Below are 18,952 nucleotides of genomic sequence, written 5' to 3'. Positions count from 1 at the left end.
GCCGTTCGCGGCCGACGCGTCGGAACGACCGGAGAAGCCCCGCCCTACGCGATCGGATCGGCCGGCTCCCGATCGAGGTGTGTCTCGAGCACCGCCGACAGCTGGTTGCGAACCGACGCTCGGGCGGCCGGTGGACACGCCTTGAGCAGCGGGTCGATCGGTCGGGATCGATCGGTCGAGTCCCGCGTCCGGTCGGTCGAGAGTCGGCTCTTGGGGCGGTGGCGCCGGACAGAGAAGCCGACCCTGCTACCCCGTCGGGCCAGCTCCCGACGCGAGTCGACGCCGGTAAGCAGTGCCGCGAGTTCGGCCGCACACCCGGTGAGCGCGCCGATTCGGCGCTCGTCGGCGGGATCGAGCGCGTCCGGGTCGATCCCGGACGCCGCGAGCAGCGACTGTCCCTCCTGGACCGACCGGGTCGCCTCGACGAGGGCGCCGAAACAGCGCTCGACCAGCACCGGCTCGGCGTCGAACTCGGTCGCCAGCTCGAACGCCTTCGACTCGAGGAGATCCCCCGCCAACACCCCCTCCGTCGGTAGCGTCCCGGACCGGCGAAACCGCTCGATTGCGCGTCGGTGGAGACGCGTCTGCAGGGAAATCAGCTCGAGCGACGCCGCCAGCGGGATGACGTCCTCGAGGGACCGATCGCAGTCGAACCCGTCGACCAGCGCCAGGAACACCTGGCCCCGGAACCGCGAACGGTCCGACTCGAGCGATTCCTCGGTGGCTCGATCGAACGCGTCTGGCAGGCGGGTTCGGAGCGCGCTCTCGATCGCCGCCCGTCGCCGCGCAATCGTTCGTCTCATGCGTATCCTCGGCGTCCGCTACCGGACTCGAACCCGAGTCCGCCTCCGTCCGGCGGAGGTGTCGGGATCGTACTGACTGAACGGTTGTTCAGGGCGCGTCATAAGCATTGTGGACGCTGGTACGCGCCCGGACTCGACTCAGACCGCCTCGATCGCCCGATCGAGATCGGCGATCACGTCCTCGACGTCCTCGATGCCGACCGAGAGGCGAACAAGGTCGTCGGTGACCCCGCTGGCGAGTTTCTCCTCTTCGGATAGCTGCTGGTGGGTCGTGCTCCCGGGGTGGATGATCAGGGTCTTCGCGTCGCCGACGTTCGCCAGCAGGCTCGTCAGCTCGACCTCGTTACAGACCGTCTCGGCCGCGTCGTACCCTCCCTCGAGCCCGAAGGTGATCATCCCGCCGTACCCGCCCTCGAGGTACTCGCTGGCGTTCCCGTGGGTCTCGTGGCTCTCGAGTCCCGGGTAGGTGACCCACGCGACGTCGGGGTGATCCTCGAGGTACTCCGCGACGGCCATCGCGTTCTCGCAGTGTTTCTCTATGCGCAGCGGGAGGGACTCGAGTTTCTGTAGCGTGACCCAGGCGTCGAACGGCGACTGCTGGTTGCCCAGGTCCCGCAGCCCGCGGGTGCGGGCGGCGATCGAGAACGCCTGCTCGCCGAACGTCTCGGAGAAGTTGACGCCGTGATAGGCGGGGTTGGGCTCGGTGAGTTCGGGGTAGTCGCCCTCCGGCCACGGGAACGAGCCGCCGTCGACGAGGACGCCGCCGACCGTCGAGCCCGCGCCGTGGAGCCACTTCGTCGTCGAGTTCCAGACGAGGTCGGCGCCGTGCTCGAGCGGGCGACACAGAGCGGGCGTCGCGAAGGTGTTGTCGACAAAGAGCGGGACGTCGTTCTCGTGGGCGATGTCCGCGATGCGCTCGAGGTCTGGGGTGACGAGCGCGGGGTTACCGATCGTCTCGAGGTGGACGAACGCGGTGTCGTCGTCGATCGCGTCGGCGTAGGCCTCGTAGTCCAGCGTGTCGACGAACTTCGTCTCGATGCCGCGTTTCGCGACGGTGTGGGTGAGGTAGGTGTAGGTGCCGCCGTACAGCGACGACGAGGAGACGATGTTGTCCCCGACGTCCGCGAGAATGAAGGTCGCCAGATCGAACGCGGCCATCCCCGACGACGTCGCGAGCGCACCGACCCCGCCCTCGAGGGCCGCGATGCGCTCCTCGAGCATCGCGTTGGTCGGGTTCATAATCCGCGAGTAGATGTTGCCGAACTCCTCGAGCCCGAACAGCGCGGCCGCGTGCTCGGTGTCCTCGAACTCGTAGGACGTTGTCTGGTAGATCGGCGGCGCCCGCGCGCCCGTGGTCGGGTCGGGTTCCTGGCCCGCGTGGACGCTGTTCGTGGCGAATCGTCGGTCGGAATCGTCTCCCATACCCGCCCCTTCTCAAGTCGAGGTGGTAAATTGCTAGCTCGAACGGGTTCGGCCGACGACCGTCGGCCGTCCGTTCACCGAACCCGACAGGGGGGGTACTGCAGTCGAGGCGACCGTCGGTTCGAGCGTGAGCCGGAACTCACGACCGCGGCTCGGGACTCAACACTCCCGTTCGCGGTCGGCGCTGCTGGAGCCTCGAGCCGCGGGGTCGTACACCCAGAGGGCGTCGTTGGGGTACGAGCGCCCGAAGCTTCCCTTGTCCTCGCAGAGCAACACGCGGCCGTCCTCGAGGACCAGCACGTTGTCGACGTTGATCAGCGAGGCGTCCTGCAGCGACTCCGGCGCGCTCGCGTTCGGGCCGACCACGGCGGGCTCGAGCCGGGAGACGTCGTAGTCGTCCTCGAGTTCGGCGCGGTAGACGACGCCGCTGTCGACCTCGTCGAACCGCAGGTCGCCGTACTCGTCGGTCATGGAACCGCCCAGCGACGAGATCCCGAAGTAGATGGGGTCGCCCGGCTCGGCCTCGTCGTGGGAGTCGATCCCCTCGGCCTTGTTGAACTCGACGCTGGCGCCGATCTCCTTGGCGGCTGCGCGGGTCTCGAGGAAGGGGACCCGACGGAGCTCCTCGTCGACGCCGTCGGGACCGCACCGCTCGTACTGGTCGGCCCACTCGACGACCTCCTCGTCGGTGATGTAGTCCTGATTGCCGTCGACGGCGACTCTCTCGTCGGCCTCCGCGAGGGCGGCCTCGAGGTCGTCCTCCCAGTCGGTCTCGGCGTGGGTCTCCAGGTAGTCGACTTGCGTGACGTCGTCGTAGTCGGCGATCCAGAACTCGACCTCGGCGTTGCTGGCGGTCCCGAGCGCGAGCCACTCGACCTCGAGGTCGGTGGCGCCGACGGGACCCTTCCCGACCGGGGTCGCCTGCATCGCGTACAGCGTCCCGCGGACGTCCGTCGGATCGTCGTACGACGGGATCGGCTCGTCGGCGACGAACTTGTAGATCCCCTTCGCGCCGCCGTCCGAGGCGAGGTAGACGGTGCGCTCGTCGGGCAGCACTTCGGGACACTCCCAGGCGGCCCGTCCGAAGACGTGGTGTTTGGCGGGCACCGGCTCGTCGGCGGTCGGCTCGGTGATCTCGATGATCTTCCCGTACCGGTAGCGGTTCGGGAACGCCTCGTCGCCGATGGGCTCGAGCGTGTCCTCGCCGTCGTCCTGGTCGACCGGGTCCGCGCCAAGGTGGTAGGCGAGCTTCTCGGTGCCGGTGTTGGCCCACAGCCCCATCGGCGTCCAGGCGTCGTCGCCGAAGATCTCCGCGAGGGCGTCCTCGAGGTCGGCGATGTTTGGACGGTTCCAGAACTCGCTGGCCCCGCGCAGCCCGACCCCGCTGCCCGCCTCGACGATCTCGCGGACGGTGTGGATCCCGTTGACCCGCGGGTGGCCGTACTCCTCCTCGGCCGACAGCGGCGTCTCCCAGGGGCTCAGGTCGCCGTAGCAGTTGATCTTCGTCCCGCCGATCTCGCGGAACGCGTCGGTGTTCTCGAGCTCCATCGCGTTCTCGGGGTCGGCCTCCCAGCGCCCGCTCTCGCGGCTGAGCGGGGTTCGGGTGATCGCGCCGGGGCGGGTCTCGTTGTTCGTAAAGAGGTAGCCCTCGGTTCCGTCCTCGTTCGTCGAGACGAAGAAGTTCATGTCGGTGACGCCGCCGACGCCCTCGTAGCTCTCGTCGACGACGTCGGCGACGTCCTCGCCGTCGGGCGTCTGGGGATGCCCGAACCGCTCGGTGCCGCCGTTTATCGGTTCGCCCTCCTGAACGAGCAGTCGGTACTCCCCCGCCGCCGAGAGCACCTTCCCCTGCTTCTCGGTCGTCCGCGGGGGCTCGAGGTCCTCGAACTCGTCGGTCTCCCCGTCGAACGTAAACTGGAAGTCGTCGAAGACGCCGACCCCGCCGCGGTCGAACGGTTCGGGGTTGTCCTCGCTGGGCGCCTGCAGGCTGTAGAGCAACTCCCCGGTCTCGAAGACGAACGGGCCCGTGACCTCGGCACCTCGAGCCGTCGTCGAGAACCGCGTGATGTCGCCGTCGACGTACGGCGCGTGAGGCGTCTCGTGCTCGTCGTCCCCCGCGGTCGCGCCCGCCGTTCCCAGCGCCCCGACTCCGAGCGCCGCCGCCGTCGACGATGCCATCAGCGTCCGCCTGGTGTATTCGACCATTGCGTTCGGTTCGGGTTTCCGTTATTATTTCAAGACTTATATGAGGGGACTAGCGTCTTACGGGTTCGTTCGGACCGAACCCGAGCCCTCTGTGCGGTACTGTCGGGTATATAGCTCGCCGTTCGGCCGAATCCTGACACCGATACGTCTCGACGGTCGACGCCGTCTTCGGCGTCACGGCCGGAGAATCGGCGCGCTACCCGGGGCCGTCTCGGACGCGAAAAGAAGCGGTCGTCGCGGCGCGCTACTCGAGGTCGGCCTCTTCGGCCCGCCGACGGATCTCCGCGGCCCGGTCGCGGACCCACGAGCAGTAGCGCTCGATCTCGGTCGGCGTCGCGCCGTAGAAGGAGGCGACCCAGTTGACGTCGGCCCAGGGCATGGTGTGGAGGTAGGCCGCGAGCGTGTCCTTCCCGGCCTGGACCACCTCCGGGGGGACGCCGCGGGTCCCGGTGTCGGCCTCGACGAACCCGTTGACGTCGAAGTAGACGTCGGCGTACAGGCGGGCGTCCTCGAGGTCGTCGAACGCGATCGTCGTGTGTTCGGGCGCGTCGAACCGGTACCGGGTATCGGTCTCCCCGTCCCCGTCGACTTCGATGATGCTGACGTCGAGGACGTAGGCGTCGACGACCGTGCTATCGGGTTCCGTCGGCGTGTCGGACGTAGCCATGGTCTCCGTTTCGACGGGGAACGGTCGAACTATTGAACGTTCATATGAGGGCTATAGTCCCCTCCCGAGCGGTTCGTAGCCGACCGGTCACTCGAGCAGGCTCTCGCCGGTCATCTCCGGTGGCTGGTCGAGCCCGATCAGCTCGAGGATCGTCGGGGCGATGTCGGCGAGGGTGCCCCCCTCCCGGACCGTCCGTCCGCCGCCGGTACCGTCCGGCGCGACGTAGACGAGCGGCACCTCGTTGTAGGTGTGGGCGGTGTGGGGCTCCGCCTCGGTGCCCATGTCGTCGGCATTGCCGTGGTCGGCAGTGACGAGGACGTGCGAGCCGGCCGCCTCGAGGGCGTCGACGAGCCGGCCCAGCTGGGTGTCGACGGCCTCGACGGCCTCGATCGCGGCCTCGTAGTCGCCCGTGTGGCCGACCATGTCGGGGTTGGCGTAGTTGAGCACGAGCACGTCCGGATCGTCGGACTCGACGGTGTCGATCGCCGTGTCGGTCACCTCGGGCGCGCTCATCTCGGGCTGCAGGTCGTAGGTCGGGACGTCCAGGCTCTCGACGATCTTCCGAACTTCGCCGTCGAACTCGATCTCCCGGCCCCCGTTGAGGAAGTAGGTGACGTGGGCGTACTTCTCGGATTCGGCGATCCGCAGCTGGGTCCTGCCGGCGTCGGCGAGCACCTCGCCCAGCACCTGTGCGGGCTGGTTCGGCGGGTAGGCGACGGGGAGGTCGAAGGTCTTGTCGTACTGGGTCAGCATCACGACCTCGGCGTCGGGCGGACTGGTCGGGAACTCGTCGGCCCAGTCCTCGCTGCGAATGTCCGCGAGCATCCGCGTGAGCTGTCGGGCGCGGTCGGAACGGAAGTTGAACCAGACGACCGAGTCGCCATCTTGCAGCGCAAGATGGCTGCCAGCTGAGCTGTGCGCAGCGCTGTCCCCGTCCTCGAGGGCGGGCTGGTCCGCGATAACGGTCGGCTCGACGAACTCGTCGGTCTCGCCGCGATCGTACGAGTCCTCGACCGCCTCGAGGGCCGAGGCGGCCTCGTAGTCGGCCTCGCGCTCGACGATCGCGTCGTAGGCCCGCTTGGTTCGCTCCCAGTTCTGGTCCCGGTCCATCGCGTAGTACCGCCCCGTAACGGTCGCCACGTCGCCGGTGCCGTGCTCGTCGACGACGTCCTCGAGTTCGGCCAGGTACTCCCGGCCCCCGGTCGGCGACGTGTCGCGGCCGTCGGTGATCGCGTGGGTGACCGCCTCGACCTCGCGGTCGCCGGCCAGTTCGATCAGCGCGTGGAGGTGTTCCTGGTCCGAGTGGACCCCGCCGTCGCTGACGAGGCCGACGAAGTGGACCCGACCGTTATTTTCTCGAGCGCGCTCGAAGGCGGACTCGATCGCGGCGTTCTCGCGAAAGGAGCCGTCGGCGATCGAGTCCGACACTCGAGTGTACTCCTGGTAGACGACCCGGCCGGCGCCGATGTTCAGGTGGCCGACCTCGCTGTTGCCCATCTGGCCGTCCGGCAGGCCGACCCGTCGGCCGGCGACCTCGAGCCGGCCGCTCGCGCCCGCGGTCGAGAGCCGGTCGAACGCCGGCGTCTCCGCGGCTTTCACTGCGTCGCGTCCCGTATCGTCGCCGAGCCCCCAGCCGTCGAGGATGATCAGCGCAGCGTCCATACTCGAGGGCTGCGTCGCCCGGCGTAACTACTTATCGCTGTCGGCCAACGTCGCGGCGCCGACCGCGGGATATTTGACAGTGGGGCGGAACGCCACTGGCATGACCCTCGATCCCGTCCACTTCGACGGCATCGCCCAGCTCGCGGGACGGATCGACCACGGCGCCGACGAGCGCGACCGCCGCGCGTTCGCCGAGACGGTCTGGGAGCAGTTCCTCGACCCGCTCCGCCAGGACGGACGGGTCGTCCTCGAGCCGATCGACGAGCAGTTCCGGCGGCTGGTCGACTGCGAGGACGTCGCCCTGATCGACCCCCCGTTCCCGACCGAACACGGCCTCGACGCGGGGACGATCAACCCGACGCCGTTCAAGAACGGCCTCGTCATCGACGTCGCCCAGGCGGCGATGAGCGCGACCCCCAGCGACCTCGAGCTCCACCGCTCGCGGACCGCCGTGATGACGGTTCACTCGAGCGACGCGACCGCCCGCGTCGAGAACGACGACTGGGACCGCTTCGACGAGGGGACGAGCAAGCGGCGGGTGATCCGGGTGGGCCGCCTCGATCGGTTCGCCGAGGGGATCGTCCACGCGCTGGCGCTCTATCTCGCCGAGAGCGAACACGCCCACGAGCACGCCGATGCGGTCTCTGACCTGCTCGTCCTCGACGGCCCGATCTACCCGCGCGGCCTGTTGCGCTGGGCCGACCAGCACCCCGACCTCGCCGACTTCCTGCTCGAGGATCCGCGACCGACGACGGTGCTCGAGAACTACGTCCGGCTGGTCGAGCGGTTCGTCGAGCGCGGGGTCCCCCTCGTGGGGTTCGTCAAGAATCCGGGGACGAAGGCACTCACCCGGGCGGTGCGGGAGACGACCGACGCGAGCGCCCCCTGGACCAACGACGCCGCGATGTTCACCCGCCTGCTCGAGCGCGGCGAGTACGTCGACGACGTCGACGGCGAACGCTGGGAGCGGGACACCTCGGCGCTAACCTACACGAACTGGTTTCGGTCGCGAGCCGGCGTCGATCGCCCCCTCTCCGCGGAGGGCGACGCGCTCGGGGTCGACCGCGAGCTCCCCCGCGAGGCCTACGAGGTCACCTTCTTCGTCGTCTACGATCCCCGCGACGACCTCCTCTATCGGATCGAGGCCCCCTACGCCGTTACCCGCGACCCGGAGACCCGCCAGCGGCTCGCTCGGCAACTGCTCCAGGACGTCGCTGTCGCCCACGGCCCGCCGACGATCGTCGGCAAGGCCGACGAGCTCGCCCGGATCAGCAACCCGGAGAAACGGTCGCTGCGCGAGACCCTCGAGGAGCGTTTCGAGACGAGCCGGGATCGCAGCTACGACGAGCACCGCTGGCTCGAGGAGGGTTAGGGCTCCCGTTCGACCTCGAGCTCGACCGACTCGGGATCGACGCCGATCCTGGCGAACTGCGTGCGAACGTGTTCTCTGGCCGCCTCGAGGGCCTGCTCGCGGGTGTCGAACCCGCGGGGCATCGGCGACTCGAAGGCGAGGTGCACCTCGCGGTCGTCGATAACCTGCACGCTGCCGCCGCTGTCGACCTCGTAGAACTCGTCGCAGACCCAGACGTACGCGGCGTCCTCGTCGGGTGCGCCCCGGAACGAGGGGGATCGCTCCCCGCGTTCGTACACCGTTCCGGTGAGCTCGGTTCCGCCTGCGCGACCGCGCACGATAAACATGTGTCAAACTACGGTGCCGAGACGCAAAAAATCCCCGCACGCGGCGGCCTTTCCCGTCGCGATCGTCCGAAACGACGGATCGAGACCGTCCCCGCGAACAACGCCGAGAAACGGGTTTTGGGTTTTCCGGCGTCGACGGACCGATTTGTCGGTCACTCCGAAAACATATCGGATCTATAACCCAAACTGTTTCGGGGCCGGGTTTATTCCTCCAGCAGTGCTACCGTTCGATAATGAGTTCGGACGCACAGGTCAGCGGCGACGCGTCACGAGGGGGGGGTAGCAGGGGTTTCTCAGGAGTGGTACGACGCCCTTCGCCATCCGAGACGACTGCACGTGCTTACGGCGCTCGAGGACGGCGCGTGCACCCTCGCGGAACTCGTCGACGCGGTCGCCTCGCGGGAGTCCGCCGATCGGGGAGCGACCCGAATCGAACTCGTCCACAACCACCTGCCGCGGCTGGCCGATCACGGAATCCTCGAGTGGGACGGCGAGACCGCCTCCCTCACTCTCGAGCGCTCGCCGCCGGTCGCAGAGCTCTCGGCGCTGCTCGAGGACGGCGACCCTGCCGGCGAGCGCACGCTCGAGGTCCTCGTCCACCCGGTCCGGACGCGGCTGTACGCCGTCCTCTCGGAGTTCGATCGTCCGATCTCGATCGAGGCGCTGGCCGGGGAGCTCGTCGATCGCGAGATCGGCTCGTTCACGGATCACTCGGCGGCGCGGCTCGCGCTCCACCACGTCCACCTCCCCGCGATGGTCGACGTCGGCGCCGTCGAGTTCGACCCCCGAACCGGGACAGTCCGGGGTCCGGGGCGGTAGTCGGCGACCGTTCGACAGACGCCCGAGTATTTTCCGAACCTGCTCACGCCGGAGGGAAACGCGTTTGTAGACGGCCCCTCATTGCCGTGTTATGACGGATCTGGGTGATTTCAGCGAGTTCGACGCCGGTGGGGACGCCGATTCGACGGCCGAATCGAGCGCGTCGCCGACCGAGAGGTCGACGGACGTCGACGGGTTCGAACCCGCGAACGTCGAACCGCGGGGCGAGGACGTCGGCATCGGAACGATCTGTGTCTCCCAGGGACTGCGCATCGCCGAGGACGAAGAGGAGACGTCGCTGCGAGCCTACGTCACCAGCGGCAACCGCTCGTCGGTCCGGATCGGCAGCTACCTGGTCGCGCCCTACCCCGACGGCGAGACGCTGTTCTGTCGGATCACTGGACTCGAGTACGCCCAGCAGTACCACGCCGACGACGCGACCGAGATCCACGCCCGCCGCGCGATGCGCCGGGACGACGTCGACGAGGCCGACTACAAGTTCGTCGCCTCGCTCGAGCCCGTCGCCGTCCTCTACGAGGAGGGCGGCGAGCTCAAACGGCGGATGACCGACCGCGTCCCCAAACCCCAGACGGTCGTCGGGCAGGCCAACGACACGGCCGAGATCAAGACGGGGCTGAAGATCCCCGAGGACGGCGTCTTCCTCGGGCACCTCTCGGTCGGTGGCGAGACGGTCCGCACCGCCGCTTCGCCGCCGACGATCGACTACCGACTGAAAGACGACTACGAGGCGGGCGATCCGCTGGTCTTCCGACACACCCTGGTCGCGGGCGGGACGGGGTCGGGGAAGACCCACGCCGCGAAGAACGTCCTTCGGCAGTACCTCGCCGACGAACGGCGGTATCCCATGGAAGACGGACGGACGGTCGGCCCGGCCGTCGTCCAGTTCGATCCGCAGGACGAGTACGCCCAGATGCACGACGACAACCCCGAACTGGACGGCGAGTTCGCCCGTCGGCTCGAGCGCGAGGGAGTCGCCCACGGCGGCGTCGACGATACGACCGCGTTCGTCCCGAAGGTGGGGGATTCGACGTACTCCGCGGGCCACCACCGCGCCGAGTGCGTCGAGTTCACCATCCCGTTCTCGATGGTCCACGACAACCCGTTCCTCGTCGCCGGCAGCGGGCTCAACGACAACCAGTACGGCGCGCTCGTGAGCGTCCTCCTGCCGCGGTTTCGACGGCAGTACGGCGCCGACGGCACCTACGAGGAGTTCACCTCGTTCCTGGACGACCCCGCCCTGCGCGAGGAGCTAGACGAGTCGGGGCGGGTCCACGAGGCCACCTTCGACGCCGTCCGGCGGCGCGTGCTCGGGTTCGGCCACGTCTTCGACCAGGACGCCCGCCCGATCACCGACCTCGTCCACGAGTTCGTCCGCCCCGGCGGACTGACCGTCGTGCCGACCTACCACGTCTCGGACTCGCGGGCGACCGAGACGGTCGTCCTCGCGCTGTCCTCGCTGTTGATCGACCAGAAGCTCTCGAACGACCCAACCTACGAGCGGATCAAGGAGACCCCCCTGATCCTGGGGATGGACGAGGCTCACAACTTCCTCACCGACGCCGACAGCGTCCAGGCGGGCAAGGTCATCTCGAAGTTCACCGAGGCCGCAAAGCAGGGCCGGAAGGAACGGCTCGGCCTCTTTCTCATCACGCAGGACCCCCAGGACATCGACGACGCCGTCTTCAAGCAGCTCAACACCACCGTCGTCCTCAACCTCGGCGACGAGGACGCGATCAAAAGCGTCAACATTCCCTCGAGCCTCGAGTCGAAGGTCCCCTACATGGAGAAAGGGCAGATGGTCGTCTACTCGCCGGACAACTCCGAGCCCGTCGAGCTGATCGGCCTGTCGAAGTGCGTGACCCGACACGGACGGGACTGACGGCCGCCCGCGCCGACGGACCGGGGGTCAGGCCGTCGCGAACCGCGCCACGAAGAACTCCCGAACGGCCCGGGCGATCTCCTCGCGCGTTCCCAGGAAGAAGTGATCCGCCGCCAGCCCGACGACCTCGTCGCCGCGCTCGCGGGCCCGCTCGAGAACGGGCTCCCAGTCGGCGGTCGTGTCGCGCTCGCCGTACACCACCAGCGCCGGGGCCTCGAGGGCGGCGAGCGCGGCGACCGCGTCGAGGTCCGGGCCGAGCGACGCGGTCGGCGCTAGCGCGGCCACGCCCGCGATCGGTCGCTCGAGGTCGGCGGCCGCCAGCAGCGCCTGGGAGGCCCCGAAGCTGTAGCCGAACAGCCCGACCTCGTCGTAGCGGTCGTCGGCCCACCGGACCGCGTTGCGGACGTCCTCGCGCTCGCCTCGGCCCTCGTCCCACGCGCCGTAGTCGAACCGCAGGCAGGCGATCCCCGCCTCGCGAAGCGCCTCGCTGGCGGCGACCAGTCGCTGGTCGCTGCGGGAGCCGCCGTGTTGGGGGTGGGGCGGGCAGGCGATCACGACGGACTCGGTCTCCGCGTCGGGCTCCTCGAGTCGACCCCGAACGTCGCGACCGCCGGGGATGGGGACGTCGCTCATCGGCGGCGGTTCGCCGCGGACGGTAATCAAGGCTGTTCACTCGATCGGCCGACTGTCGCTGATGTGATGTTTTTAAGGCCGGGGAACCATACGTAAGGACATGGGCATCCTCTCTCGGACCTCCTACGTCATCCGCTCGAAGATCAACTCGGTGCTCAACCGGGCCGAGGACCCGACCGAGACCCTCGACTACTCCTACGAGCAGATGCGCGACCAGCTCCAGCAGGTCAAACGCGGGATCGCCGACCTGACGACCCAGAAAAAGCGCCTGGAGATGCAAAAGAAGCGCCTCGAGGAAAACGTCGAGAAGCACAACGACCAGGCCCGTACGGCCGTCCAGCGCGACCGGGAGGACCTGGCCCGGCGCGCCCTCGAGAAGAAGAAGACGAAGATGACCCAGATCGAGGATCTGGAGGGGCAGATCTCGAAGCTCCAGAGCCAGCAGGACAACCTGATCGACCAGAAAAACGAGCTCCAGAACCGCATCGAGGAGTTCCGTACGAAAAAGGAGACGATGAAGGCCCGCCACGAGGCCGCCAAGGCCAGCTCGACGGTCTCGGAGGCGATGACCGCAACCGGAGAGGAGTTCGAGGACGTCGGCCGCGCCATCGAGCGCGCCGAGGAACAGACCGAGGACATGGAGGCCCGCGCGGCCGCGCTCGACGAGCTCCAGGAAAGCGGCGCGTTCGAGGACGTCCTCTCGGACAAGGACCAGATCGACCGCGAGCTCGAGGGCCTCTCGACCGACAGCGGCGTCGAGGCCGAACTCGAGACACTCAAGTCGGAGGTCGGCGGGGGGGACGTCGACGAGGCGGACGTCGCCGAGGCCGAGGAGGACGTCGAGGAACTCGAGGCACAGGTCGACGACGACGAGATCGACAGCGAACTCGAGGAGCTCCAGGAAGAGGAGAACTCGTAGGTCGACCGCGCCGACGGCGTTTTTTCGCGGCTGCAACTGGGGGGAACAGCTACCACCCAGCGCGTGATAGGGGTCCGTATGGTGGCAGACGTGGAATTCGACTCGCTCTCGCTGACCGAGCAGCTCGTTCTGGCGGCCGTCGCCGACGCCCACCGGAACGACGAAACACCGGCCCAGACCCACGAGATTCGCCGCACCTGTCGGACGCGGGCGGCCGACCTCGAGGGAGACCTCGTCGGGACCGTCACCGAGGCCGACGTGATGCGATCGCTGTATCGCCTCGAGGACGAGGGGGTCGTCGAGGAGGTCCGGCCCGACGAGCGCTCGCCGACGGGGAAAGGACGGCCGGCGTACGAGCTCGCCGGGAGCGCGGCGGCGGTCTACGAGGGGATCGCCGACCGGTTGATCGAGTAGCCGTCCGAGCGCGAGCCTACGACGCCGGCGTCCCGAGGACGGCGACGTCGTACTCGGCGATGTCGGACGGCGAGAGGAGCACGACGACCATAAACTGCCAGCGTTCGCCGGCGTCGAGGTCGCCGACGGTGTCGGTGTACAGTCCGAGCTGCTCGCCGCCGTCGGTGTAGAACCGGGCCCTGACCTCGGCGACCTCGACGCGTTCCTCGCGATCGTTCTCGACGGTCCCCTGGACGGTCGCGCCCCGGAAGCCGTCCTCGAGGACGAACTCGTGGGACGCGATCGAGAGCGAGTCCAGCGGCGTCACGTTCGTGTTCGGTTCGCTCTGAGCGATCTGTCCGGCCGCGGACGTTTCCGAGGCGTTCCGGCTCCCGTTGGTGACGTTGCCGACCTCGCCGCGCTCGTAGGTGGGGTTGCCGCTGCTGACGCCGTCGTCGTCGCCGAGACAGCCGGCGACGGAGGCCACAGCCCCGGTCCCGAGCGAGGCGAGCACGGCGCGTCGGTTCCGCCGCTGATCCCCGGTCATCGGTTCCCCCTCCGCAGAAGTCCATCCCGTCGGGGGGTGCTGCAGTCGATCATGGTAGCATCGACGGCGCGGCCGCATTTCAACGTGAGCCTTGCTCGGTCGAGTTCCGGACTACTCCGCTCGGGCGTCCCGCGGGACGAAGCCGAACCGCTGGGCCAGCGGCGAGATGACCCTGTCGTGGAGGTACCACAGGACGGCGACGGCCACGACGATGACTGCCGAGTCCGCGAGCCCGCCCATCAGCCCCAGCGCGATGATCAGGGTCGTCGCACACGCCGCGGCGTGGTTCGTCTTCGTCAGCAGCATCGTCGTCGTCGTCAGCATCATCGCCAGCGTTGCGCTCGCCCAGAGGTAGACGATTTCGACACTGAACGCGGGGTCGGGTCTGGCGAACACCACGTACGAGCTGGCCTGGTTGCCGACCAGCGCGTAGGCGATCAACCCGCCGACGACCGCGACGGTGTGCCCGCCGATGACGTGGTACGCGCCCTCCGCGCGGGGCTGTTCACCGGTCGCGATCAGGTACGCCGACGGTCCCAGGCTCGGGAACAGAAACGGTCGGCCGGTCGCGAGCGCGATTATCCCCAGCACGGTGAAGTGGAGAAACACGTTGACGGTCGCGCTGTACTCGTCTTTGAGATAGAAGTCGTTTTCAGACCCGTCGAGCTCGAAGTCTAACCCCAGCAACGTGAGCCGAACATTGCAGCGGATCACCAAAAGCGCACCCGCTGCAGATTCTTTCTATATCATACCACATGAACTAATGGTGGCTCCGGCCCGAGACCGGGCGCTTTAGCACCTCGACCTCCAAGCGTCTCCGATGAGCGGACGGCAGTCGACTCGTCGGCAGTTGCTGGCCGCCGGAGGAGCGGTGCTCTCGGCCGGCGTCGCGGGGTGTATCGAAGGCAAGCTCGGAGGCGACGATCCGCTGCTCGGCGATCCGAAACCGTACCTGGAGGTCGAACTGACCGACGGAGCGGACGGGGCCCGTATCGACCCCCCGATCGCCCACGTCGTCGCCGGCGGGACCGTCGAGTGGACCGCCGAGAGCGGCTCCCACGAGGTTGCCGCCTACCACCCCGAGACCCACGGCGACCAGCGGCGGCTGACCGACGGCGCCGATCCCTGGCGAAGCGCGGTCACCCCCTCGAGTCCGTTCGAGCGCGTCTTCGACGGCGAGGGTGTCTACGACTACGCGTGTCCGGCCCACGAGGACCGCGGCGCGGTCGGGACCGTCGTCGTCGACCTCCCGGCCCCCGAGAACGAGCCCGGCCTCGAGCACCCCTCGGAGGCGTACCCCGACGCGGCGAGCGAGGCGCTCGAGGCGTACAACGAACGGGTGCGGAGCGTGCTCGCCGACGCGCACGGCTAGGTCTCACCCCCGCGGGCCGACGGGGAGCCGGCCCCGATCCCGGCCTCGCCCTCGCTCGAGGGTCGGCGCCGCGAGCTTCTCTCGGGCCCGGACGGCGTCGTACGTCTTCGACGGGCCCTGCAAGGCGGTCCGTTTTCATCGCTCCTCTCGAACGCCCGAACATGGGGTCCGTCGACAGCGACGAGACGTTGGACTCGTACGGAACGGACGTCAACCACCAGAACAGCGCCGTTCGTCGAATCGTTGACTGGGTGTTGTTGCAGGGCAACCGCATCGTCATCACCGCCGCGCTCACCCTCGGCGTGTTCGCGCTCCTGGTGGGGCTGCGTAGCCTCGGCCTCGTCGCGTTCGTCAACAGTAACTCGCTCACGCGGATGGTCGGCGGCATGATCGCGGGAACGTTCTCGCTGATCACCCTCGTCGTCTCCGTCAACCAGATGATCCTCTCGCGGGAGTTTCGCTCGGCCGACGAGTTCCGGAACCGGCTGGAGGGAGTCATGGAGTTCCGACGGGATATCGAGGACGCGACGGGCGTTCCCGCCACCCCGGCGGCGCCGGCGGGACAGCTCGAGCTCCTCGTCGAGGAGATCGACTACCGGGCGGACCGAATCCGGGCGGCGGTCGCGGACGATCCCGACGGAACGGCCCGGAGACGGGTCGAGCGGTTCGTCTCGAGCGTGCAGGAGAGTACCGACCGAGCCGAGGCGACGCTCGATCGGGCGCGGTTCGGCTCGTTCAACGCCCTCTCGTCGGCGATGGGGTACGACGACGCCTGGCAGATCTACGCCGCGAGACACCTGCGCAACGACCACGGGGACGAGCTGTCGGACGCCACCCGCGAGGCGCTCGAGGAGCTGATCGAGTCGCTGAAGCTGTTCAACACCGGGCGAGAGCACTTCAAGACGACGTACCTGCAGCGGGAGCTGACCCGCCTCTCCCAGCTGACGATCCTGTTGGGGATCCCGGCGGTGCTGGCGGCGTTTCTCCTGGGACTGCTGTACGGCGGCCTCGGCGGGCCGACGGTCGGTCACTCCGCCGCGCCGATCGTCGTCAGCGGCCTGATCGCGGTCGTCTTCTCGCCGCTCGCGTTGCTGTCGGCGTACATCCTCCGGACGGCCACCGTCGCGCGCCGGACCGCCTCGATCGGCCCGATGCTCCCCCAGAAGAATCCCGACGAGGGACCGTTCGAGGTCGACAACGATCGGGACGCGCAAGTCGAAACCGATGCCGACTGAGACGGGTTACTGGAGGTCAGTTCCGGCGGGAACCCGACGCTGCTCGCCGCCGGCCGTACGTATTTCCCGGCCGTCGCCGTACCGCGGCACGAACCGATGAGCGACAGCGGTACCCAGCCCGCCGACACGGTGGTCGAACGGAGCTCGAACTCGAGATGGACGCTGTGGCTACTGCTGAACGGAAACCGGTGGTTCGTCACGATCCTGCTCGCCGCGTTCGCGTTCGTCGGACTGCTCGCGATCAGCCAGGTGAGCCCGGTCTCCCTACGGGGGCTGATGGGAACAAAGGAGCCGGTGCACTTCCTCTTCCAGGCGCTCGTCACCTCGCTGATCACCGGCGTCACGCTCGTCCTGACGATCAACCAGCTCGTCCTCTCCCAGGAGCTGGGCGCCGTCGACGACCAGCGCGAACGCCTCGAGGGCTCGCTCGAGTTCCACGAGGACGTCGAGGACGTGATCGACGCCCCGATCAGCCCGCCCGACCCGGCGTCGTTCCTGCAGGCGATCATCGACGCCTCGCAGGATCGGGCGCTCGAGTTCCGCGAGGCCGTCGCCGACGGTCACGACGAGGAGCTCGAGGAGCGCGTCGACGAGTTCGTCGACAACGTCGCGGGTCACGCCGACGCCGTCCACGAGCGGTTAGACGGCGCACAGTTCGGCACCTACGACGTCGTCAGGTTCGCGCTCGACTACAACTACTCCTGGAAGATCTTCCGCGCACGGCGGCTTCGGAACGCCTACGCCGATTCGTTTACCGACGAAGCCCGCGAGGCTCACGACCAGTTGCTCGAGTCGCTGAAGCTGTTCGGCCTCGCCCGCGAGCACTTCAAGACGCTGTACTTCCAGTGGGAACTGATCAACCTCTCGCGGGCGATCATGTACGTCTCGGTACCCGCGCTGGTCGTGGCGATATCGATGATCGCCTTCTTCGACGCCGGCGCGGTGATGGGCGCCGTCCTCGGGGTCGACGCCCTCGTCTGGGTCGTCGTCACGGCCGCGACGATCTCGCTTGTCCCCTTCCTCCTGCTGGTGGCGTTCGTCCTGCGGCTGGGGACGATGGCCAAGCGGACGCTGGCGATCGGCCCGTTCATCCTCCGAGAGTCGAACCGCGACGAGGAGATCGAGTGGGACTAATCGGCTCGAATCCGAGCACGTTACGTCGGCGAACCCGTACTCGCGGCCGTGATCGTCGTCATCTGCGGTCCGCCGGGGGCGGGTAAGACGACCGTCGCGACCCGCGTCGCCGACCACCTCGAGGCCCGCGGCGAGTCGGTCCGGCTGGTACACTCCGACGAGTTCTCGAGGCGTACCTACGAGCGCCTGTACGCGCGGGTCGCAGGGGGCCCGACCGACGCGATCCGCCTCGTCGACGGCACCTTCTACCGCCGCGAGTGGCAAGCGCGGTTCCGATCCCTCGGCGACGTTCGGTTCGTCCTCGTGACCGCGAGCCTCGAGACCTGCCTCGAGCGCAACCGCCGCCGCGAGGACGCGATCGACGAGCAGGGGGTCCACGTCGTCTACCGGGAGTTCGAGGCGCCCGAGGCGGATCTCGAGCTCGACACCGACGAGCTGTCGGCCACGGAGGCGAGCGAGCAGCTCCTCGAGGCGCTCGAGCGGTGGCGCTCGGCGTAGCGGGCTGGACGGTTACAGTCCGAGCCCGTCGGCCAGCGAGAACGACTCGGGGAGTCGATCCGGAACCGCCTCGTCGGGGAGCGCGTCCCAGCCGAGTTCGTCCTCGCCCGGCTGCGAGTTGGTCTCGAATCCCGGGTCGTCGGACGGTTCGCGCTCGCGGTACTCGGGCGGCGGTCCGTCGTGGGCGTAGACCCCCTCGGGGTGGTCGACCGTCCAGACGTGCAGCATGCAGGGCGTCCGGCAGGGGGGCGCCAGCTCGCCATCGCGGTAGGCGTCCTCGTAGACCGTCCGGTAGTACCACCAGGCGAGCCTGCCCGGCGTGCCGGCGTGGTAGTGCCACGGCGAGCAGCGGTCCGAATCGCCGTCGGGGTGATGGTCGTGGTCGTCGGGTCGATGACCGTCGTCGTCTTCGGGCGGCCCGTTCCAGCCGTCGTCGCCGGCCTCGTACACCGCCGGCGGGGAGATCGGCTCGTCGCCGCGGGTCGCGACGAACATCACGCCGATCGAGCGCCAGGAGTCGTCGTCGACCAGCACGGACTCCGGACGTTCCGGATCGAGGACGGCGTCGTCGCCGACGTACTCCGGATGCAGCCAGTGGGAGTAGCCGCCGTCGTCGCCGTCGAGGGTGTCGAAGTACGGCTTGAAACCGGCCTCGAGCAGGGCGCCCGCGTCGGGGTATCGGTCCTCGAGGGTGTCCGCGACGGCTTCCCGGAGCTCGATCGTGGCCGGGTGGTCGTCCGCACACCCCTCCATGCTCGAGCCTGCGCAGTGGCCCATGCTCGGTCGGAGCGTCGCGTCGGGACACCGCCCCGAGAGCATCCCTCGAGTGCCCTCGCCGGCGGCTTCCGCGGTACCGACGGTCGAGAGCGCGACGGTGCCCGCGCTGGTACGTAGCAGCCCTCGTCGCGAGACTCTCGGATCGCCATCGCTGTCTTCCATGGCAGAATTTCGCACGGGATGTGCCCTGTTAAACGATGTTGGCTGTCGCGGCGACTGTCGCCGATCCGAACTTGCGCGTTCCGAGGCGGTCGCGGCGGGACTCGAT

General features: G+C 68.5%; 18 protein-coding genes and 1 pseudogene. 9 read left to right on the top strand and 10 right to left on the bottom strand.

All coding sequences use genetic code 11. From position 1 onward, the window contains the following. Positions 1–44: 44 nt before the first annotated feature. The 5 genes and pseudogenes from GWG54_RS00710 to gpmI all read right to left on the bottom strand — a co-directional run bounded on the left by GWG54_RS00710 (position 45) and on the right by gpmI (position 6,759). On the bottom strand, positions 45–803 hold the full coding sequence (locus tag GWG54_RS00710) for a dimethylallyltranstransferase / geranyltranstransferase (RefSeq protein ID WP_167935947.1): 759 nt from the start codon (positions 801–803) through the stop codon (positions 45–47). Between the two features lie 138 nt (positions 804–941). After that, positions 942–2,225: an O-acetylhomoserine aminocarboxypropyltransferase/cysteine synthase family protein gene (locus tag GWG54_RS00705; protein ID WP_167935946.1), complete on the bottom strand. Its 1,284-nt coding sequence runs from the start codon at positions 2,223–2,225 to the stop codon at positions 942–944. Between the two features lie 198 nt (positions 2,226–2,423). Further along, a pseudogene (locus GWG54_RS00700) lies at positions 2,424–4,430 on the bottom strand (alkaline phosphatase PhoX); the annotation flags it as partial. A gap of 244 nt (positions 4,431–4,674) precedes the next feature. Further along, positions 4,675–5,097 carry a hypothetical protein gene (locus GWG54_RS00695; RefSeq protein WP_167935944.1) on the bottom strand — a complete coding sequence of 141 codons (423 nt, stop codon included), beginning with the start codon at positions 5,095–5,097 and terminating at the stop codon, positions 4,675–4,677. 87 nt (positions 5,098–5,184) lie between these two features. Beyond that, on the bottom strand, positions 5,185–6,759 hold the full coding sequence (gene gpmI / locus GWG54_RS00690; protein ID WP_167935943.1) for a 2,3-bisphosphoglycerate-independent phosphoglycerate mutase: 1,575 nt from the start codon (positions 6,757–6,759) through the stop codon (positions 5,185–5,187). A 100-nt stretch (positions 6,760–6,859) separates the two neighbouring features. Here gpmI and GWG54_RS00685 point away from each other — a divergent pair, with 100 nt between their 5' ends. Then, positions 6,860–8,131, top strand: a complete 1,272-nt coding sequence (locus GWG54_RS00685) for a DNA double-strand break repair nuclease NurA (protein WP_167935942.1) — start codon at positions 6,860–6,862, stop codon at positions 8,129–8,131. Here GWG54_RS00685 and GWG54_RS00680 read toward each other — a convergent pair. Then, the gene (locus tag GWG54_RS00680; protein ID WP_167935941.1) at positions 8,128–8,457 is read right to left on the bottom strand and encodes a hypothetical protein; all 330 of its coding nucleotides are present in this window, start codon (positions 8,455–8,457) and stop codon (positions 8,128–8,130) included. The two genes, GWG54_RS00685 and GWG54_RS00680, sit on opposite strands and share 4 nt — an antisense overlap. Positions 8,458–8,793: 336 nt before the next feature. Here GWG54_RS00680 and GWG54_RS00675 point away from each other — a divergent pair, with 336 nt between their 5' ends. Together GWG54_RS00675 and GWG54_RS00670 are read left to right on the top strand one after the other, a co-directional pair. After that, on the top strand, positions 8,794–9,276 hold the full coding sequence (locus GWG54_RS00675) for a hypothetical protein (protein WP_312854242.1): 483 nt from the start codon (positions 8,794–8,796) through the stop codon (positions 9,274–9,276). A gap of 91 nt (positions 9,277–9,367) precedes the next feature. Continuing rightward, positions 9,368–11,176 (top strand): ATP-binding protein, encoded by a 1,809-nt coding sequence (locus GWG54_RS00670; RefSeq protein WP_167935940.1) that lies wholly within the window; start codon positions 9,368–9,370, stop codon positions 11,174–11,176. Positions 11,177–11,203: 27 nt separating this feature from the next. Here GWG54_RS00670 and GWG54_RS00665 read toward each other — a convergent pair whose 3' ends face one another. Then, on the bottom strand, positions 11,204–11,809 hold the full coding sequence (locus GWG54_RS00665) for an alpha/beta hydrolase (RefSeq protein ID WP_167935939.1): 606 nt from the start codon (positions 11,807–11,809) through the stop codon (positions 11,204–11,206). A 100-nt stretch (positions 11,810–11,909) separates the two neighbouring features. Between GWG54_RS00665 and GWG54_RS00660 the strand changes: the two genes are divergently transcribed. Together GWG54_RS00660 and GWG54_RS00655 are read left to right on the top strand one after the other, a co-directional pair. Then, complete coding sequence (locus tag GWG54_RS00660; protein ID WP_167935938.1) at positions 11,910–12,728, top strand: PspA/IM30 family protein; 819 nt, start codon at positions 11,910–11,912, stop codon at positions 12,726–12,728. A 78-nt stretch (positions 12,729–12,806) separates the two neighbouring features. Further along, positions 12,807–13,142 (top strand): hypothetical protein, encoded by a 336-nt coding sequence (locus GWG54_RS00655; protein ID WP_167935937.1) that lies wholly within the window; start codon positions 12,807–12,809, stop codon positions 13,140–13,142. 16 nt (positions 13,143–13,158) lie between these two features. Here the strand turns inward: GWG54_RS00655 and GWG54_RS00650 are convergent, their stop codons facing one another. Together GWG54_RS00650 and GWG54_RS00645 are read right to left on the bottom strand one after the other, a co-directional pair. Continuing rightward, positions 13,159–13,668 (bottom strand): FxLYD domain-containing protein, encoded by a 510-nt coding sequence (locus GWG54_RS00650; protein WP_167935936.1) that lies wholly within the window; start codon positions 13,666–13,668, stop codon positions 13,159–13,161. 111 nt (positions 13,669–13,779) lie between these two features. Beyond that, positions 13,780–14,355, bottom strand: a complete 576-nt coding sequence (locus tag GWG54_RS00645) for an HPP family protein (RefSeq protein ID WP_167936086.1) — start codon at positions 14,353–14,355, stop codon at positions 13,780–13,782. Positions 14,356–14,488: 133 nt separating this feature from the next. On the opposite strand from GWG54_RS00645, the gene GWG54_RS00640 reads away from it, so the two are divergent. From GWG54_RS00640 to GWG54_RS00625, 4 genes are all read left to right on the top strand, one after another. Then, positions 14,489–15,040 (top strand): halocyanin, encoded by a 552-nt coding sequence (locus tag GWG54_RS00640; protein WP_167935935.1) that lies wholly within the window; start codon positions 14,489–14,491, stop codon positions 15,038–15,040. Between the two features lie 161 nt (positions 15,041–15,201). Next, positions 15,202–16,275 carry a hypothetical protein gene (locus tag GWG54_RS00635; protein WP_167935934.1) on the top strand — a complete coding sequence of 358 codons (1,074 nt, stop codon included), beginning with the start codon at positions 15,202–15,204 and terminating at the stop codon, positions 16,273–16,275. Positions 16,276–16,371: 96 nt separating this feature from the next. Further along, positions 16,372–17,409 (top strand): hypothetical protein, encoded by a 1,038-nt coding sequence (locus GWG54_RS00630; protein ID WP_167935933.1) that lies wholly within the window; start codon positions 16,372–16,374, stop codon positions 17,407–17,409. A 48-nt stretch (positions 17,410–17,457) separates the two neighbouring features. After that, positions 17,458–17,907, top strand: a complete 450-nt coding sequence (locus GWG54_RS00625) for an AAA family ATPase (RefSeq protein ID WP_167935932.1) — start codon at positions 17,458–17,460, stop codon at positions 17,905–17,907. A gap of 12 nt (positions 17,908–17,919) precedes the next feature. On the opposite strand, the gene GWG54_RS00620 is transcribed toward GWG54_RS00625, so the two are convergent. After that, positions 17,920–18,846, bottom strand: coding sequence for a hypothetical protein (locus GWG54_RS00620; RefSeq protein ID WP_167935931.1), 927 nt, complete (start codon positions 18,844–18,846; stop codon positions 17,920–17,922). Positions 18,847–18,952: the final 106 nt, after the last annotated feature.

The sequence above is a fragment of the Natronococcus sp. JC468 genome, from assembly GCF_012163165.1.
Lineage (GTDB): Archaea > Halobacteriota > Halobacteria > Halobacteriales > Natrialbaceae > Natronococcus > Natronococcus jeotgali.
This window is presented reverse-complemented; position numbering and strand designations above follow the sequence as displayed.